This is a genomic window from [Roseibacterium] beibuensis (assembly GCF_039542305.1).
GTDB classification, from domain to species: Bacteria; Pseudomonadota; Alphaproteobacteria; order Rhodobacterales; family Rhodobacteraceae; genus Roseibacterium; species Roseibacterium beibuensis.
The window spans coordinates 1-3,333 of sequence record NZ_BAABHW010000013.1; the positions used below are offsets into that span (position 1 = coordinate 1).

Consider the following 3,333-nt stretch of genomic DNA (forward strand, 5'->3'; position numbering starts at 1 on the left):
CGGCAGAGGATCGTCCACGACCGGGTGAGACGACCACAACGGTGTTACAGGCCATTCAGGAAGGCCATGAGGTCCTTGTCCTCCTTCCACCGCCTTTTCGGTCCCGGAGAGCCAACCTCGCAAAGCGCCACGGCATTTGCCTTCAGCGTGAGGTCGATCTCGGCATAGATGTTCGTGGTGCTGATCGACACGTGGCCGAGCCAAGCGCGGATGGTGTTGATGTCGACGCCGGCGAGCACGAGATGGCAGGCCGTCGTGTGCCGGATCACGTGTGGTGTCACCGCCCGACCCGCCAGTCGAGGCACATCGGCAGCGCAACGTTCGACCAGCCGATACACGCCGAACCGTGTGTAGGCATGGCCGAGCCTGCTGAGGAACACCGGGGCCTCGGGCGCGCGGCCGATGATCTGTTCCGCCAGGACTCGCTCCGTTTCCGACCAGAGCGGGCATTGGCGTATCTTGCCGCCCTTGCCGTGCAGTGTGGCTAGATCGTGCCCACCTCTGTCGCGGTCAAGGGTCAGGTCCCGAACCTTCAGCTGCGTGACTTCGGAGACGCGAGCCCCGGTATTGTAGAGGAAGAGAAGCAGCGCGTATTCGCTCTGCCCTCGACGGTTCTTGCGGTCCGGAACCGCGAGCATCGCTTCCATCTCCTCCCGCGACAGCCAGCCGACCGGCGGCAACATCGCCTTCTTCGAGGCGATCGCGCGGATGTGGCTGCACCATTCGACCTGTGCGGGATCGCGGCTTCCCACAAAGCGGGCGAAGGCCCGGATGGCGGCGAGCCGCTGATTGCGCGTCCTGACGGAACATCCGCGCTCCTGCTCGAGATGGGCAAGGAATTTCAATACAAGTGCCGAGGTGAGGTCCTGCATGGCCAGGCGTTCGATGGGCTTCCGGACCTTTCGGCTCGCGAAGGGCAGGAGCAGCTTGAACGTGTCGCGATAGCTCGCGCGAGTGTTCCGGGCCAGATTGCGCTCGCTGACGATATACTCAGTCAGGAAGCGCCGGAGCCATGGCCCAATGAGATCACGGTCTGGCATCCGACCCTCCTCCGGCATAGCGCGCGAAGAGCAGCGAGGCCTGCGCAAGGAGGTCCGGCGTCATCGTCAGATAGACCTTTGTGCCTTCGAGGTCGGAATGGCCGAGATAGGTGGAGAGCGCGGGCAGCAACCGCTGTACGTCCGCTCCCTGTCGATACCAAGCGATCAGCCGGTGAACCGCGAAGGTATGCCGGAGGTCATGTAGGCGCGGGTTCTTCCGCCCTCCGGCCCTGCCATGCACATCCGCAACGCATCTCAGGCGATCGAAGGCGGCCTGAACGGTGCTGCTGGCGAGCCGCGTGCCATCCCTGTTGGCGAGCAGGAACGACGTGGCACTCTCCGCGACCCCCTTGACGGGCCGAACCGAGAGGTGGGCATCCAGTATGCCTGCAAGCTGCGGACCCACGGGAACCAACCTGCTCTTTTGGAACTTCGTATCGCGGATCGTGAGGATCGCCTCCGCCGTATCCACATCAAACAGGGTGAGAGCGGTCGCCTCGCCGAACCGCAGCCCGGCCCCGTAGAGCATCAGCAGCAGGGTCCGGAACGTCGCGGGGTCGAGTTGCCGGGAGCCTTGCAAGGCATTGTCGATGTGATCCGGGTCGAAGAGGCGCTGCAGCTGATCCCGGCTGTAGATATGTGGCGGTGCCTGCAAGGGTGGGCGCCGCTCGCTTTCAGGAAGCGGCGACGAGAGGGCATGGCCGCGGCTGATCGCGTAGCGCCAGAACCCGGCCAGCGCGTAGTGTTTGTTTTCGCGGTGCCGGGTAACGGGGCCTGTCCCGGCGAGGAAGGCTTGGACCTGCGCGCATGTGACAGCGTCGCATCCGGCGTCGCCATCGGCGTGCTGAAGGAACTGTCGAAGCAGGTTCCGCGCCGTCAAGAACTTTACGCCGTGCGCCTGGCGCCATGCCACGTAGTGTTCGATCGCATCTCTCAGCTTCATACGAGACCCTCCAGATCGAGGGCCGCGACCTCTCGCAGAGTCCGGAGGTCGACCTTGGCGTAGATCGCCGTCGAGGTCGGGTCCCGGTGCCCAAGGAAGTCGCCGATGACCTTCATCGCCACGCCTTGGTCCAGCAGGTGTTGGGCGGCGGCATGGCGGAGCGCATGTGGTCCTCGACGACCGGAGACCACGCCGATCCCGGCCAGGCGGTCGCGCACGATCTTGCCCAGAGCCTTCCGCCCAAGGGGGCGGATCGGGGCACAGGATGTGAAGAAGAGGCTCCGCCCGAAGCCGGTGGGACGCCCGTTCCGGATGTAGTCGAGGATGGCACCGCCGACCTCCTGCGACAGCGGCCACAGATGCGTGCGACCCGGCTTTGGACAATGCACGCGCAGGAGCTCGTTCTCCCAATCGAAGTCATCGAGGCTGAGACCCGCGACTTCGCCCGCGCGCAGGCCGAAGGAGGCGAAGAGCATCAGGATCGCGCGATCGCGTCTGTCGACGGGCCGCTGACCCTCAGACGCCAACAGACGCTCGACATCCTGACGCTTGATGCCCTTCGGAAGGCACTCATCGGCCCTGTATCCGGGCGCGACGGTGCCCGCGGCCAGCCCGGGCCGACACCACCCGCGCTTCTCTGCGAAGCCGACAAACGACCGGACGCGCTGCGCGAAGTCGTGGATCGTTCTCCGGCTCCACGACCCGCGTTGGTGTTCATCGCCGATGATGCTGTCGATATCGGTGACCTCAAGAGTGTCGAGCCGGATCCCCATCTGGTCGAGGTGTTGGAGGAATGTACCGGCGGCGCGCCCGTAGCTTTCGATACTGGCATTTGCCAGGCCACGTTCGTCGCGCAACCAGCGCTCGTAGGCCTGAAGCTCGGGCGGAGGCCAACTAAATTCGCCTTCGGCGTCTTCGAGCCAGCCGAGATACCGCACCAGTGCAATACAGTGGCTGACGAAGCGTTGGCGGGCCTTCGACGTGGCCGGCGTAGCGCTTCTGCGGCCCCGCGGCTCCGACCAGAGTGTCGCGGCGGCTTCGATGTTCCGCGGGTGGATCCGATCGCCGTCGCGAAGGTCCAGAAGGCGAACGAGGTTGAGGTGGGCGTTGGCCTGTTTGCGCAGGTTGGCGCGGCTCGCGCCGGTTCCCTTCAGGTGGACGAGGTAGTCTGCGCGTTGTGCCGCGAGCGGGGCGTCACGATGTTTCGCCGCGGCGGGCGGCAAGAAGATGTCTTGGAACATGGGTGTGTCTCCATAATGTGGAGACACAGGATTTCGCAGGTCAGGACATGATTTGTGGGTTTTTCGGTTCGGACGGTCTCATGAACACGACCTCGCTGCACCCTTCAGC

3 protein-coding genes are annotated in these 3,333 nt (G+C 64.7%); all 3 read right to left on the minus strand.

Annotated elements, in window-relative coordinates:
• Positions 1 to 44: 44 nt before the first annotated feature.
• The 3 genes from ABD923_RS19050 to ABD923_RS19060 are packed head-to-tail and all read right to left on the minus strand — an operon-like array spanning position 45 to position 3,224.
• Positions 45 to 1,040, minus strand: coding sequence for a tyrosine-type recombinase/integrase (locus ABD923_RS19050; RefSeq protein WP_009574303.1), 996 nt, complete (start codon positions 1,038 to 1,040; stop codon positions 45 to 47).
• A complete protein-coding gene (locus tag ABD923_RS19055; RefSeq protein WP_072704067.1) occupies positions 1,027 to 1,983 on the minus strand; it encodes a tyrosine-type recombinase/integrase in 957 nt (318 codons plus the stop codon). Before ABD923_RS19055 ends, ABD923_RS19050 begins: the two co-directional genes overlap by 14 nt.
• Positions 1,980 to 3,224 (minus strand): tyrosine-type recombinase/integrase, encoded by a 1,245-nt coding sequence (locus tag ABD923_RS19060; RefSeq protein WP_009574301.1) that lies wholly within the window; start codon positions 3,222 to 3,224, stop codon positions 1,980 to 1,982. Before ABD923_RS19060 ends, ABD923_RS19055 begins: the two co-directional genes overlap by 4 nt.
• Positions 3,225 to 3,333: the final 109 nt, after the last annotated feature.

Bases quoted from the DNA above. Each gene is read 5' to 3' on its own strand.
- ABD923_RS19050 (WP_009574303.1), bottom strand. From the start codon at position 1,040: ATGCCAGACCGTGATCTCATTGGGCCATGGCTCCGGCGCTTCCTGACT.
- ABD923_RS19055 (WP_072704067.1), bottom strand. From the start codon at position 1,983: ATGAAGCTGAGAGATGCGATCGAACACTACGTGGCATGGCGCCAGGCG.
- ABD923_RS19060 (WP_009574301.1), bottom strand. From the start codon at position 3,224: ATGTTCCAAGACATCTTCTTGCCGCCCGCCGCGGCGAAACATCGTGAC.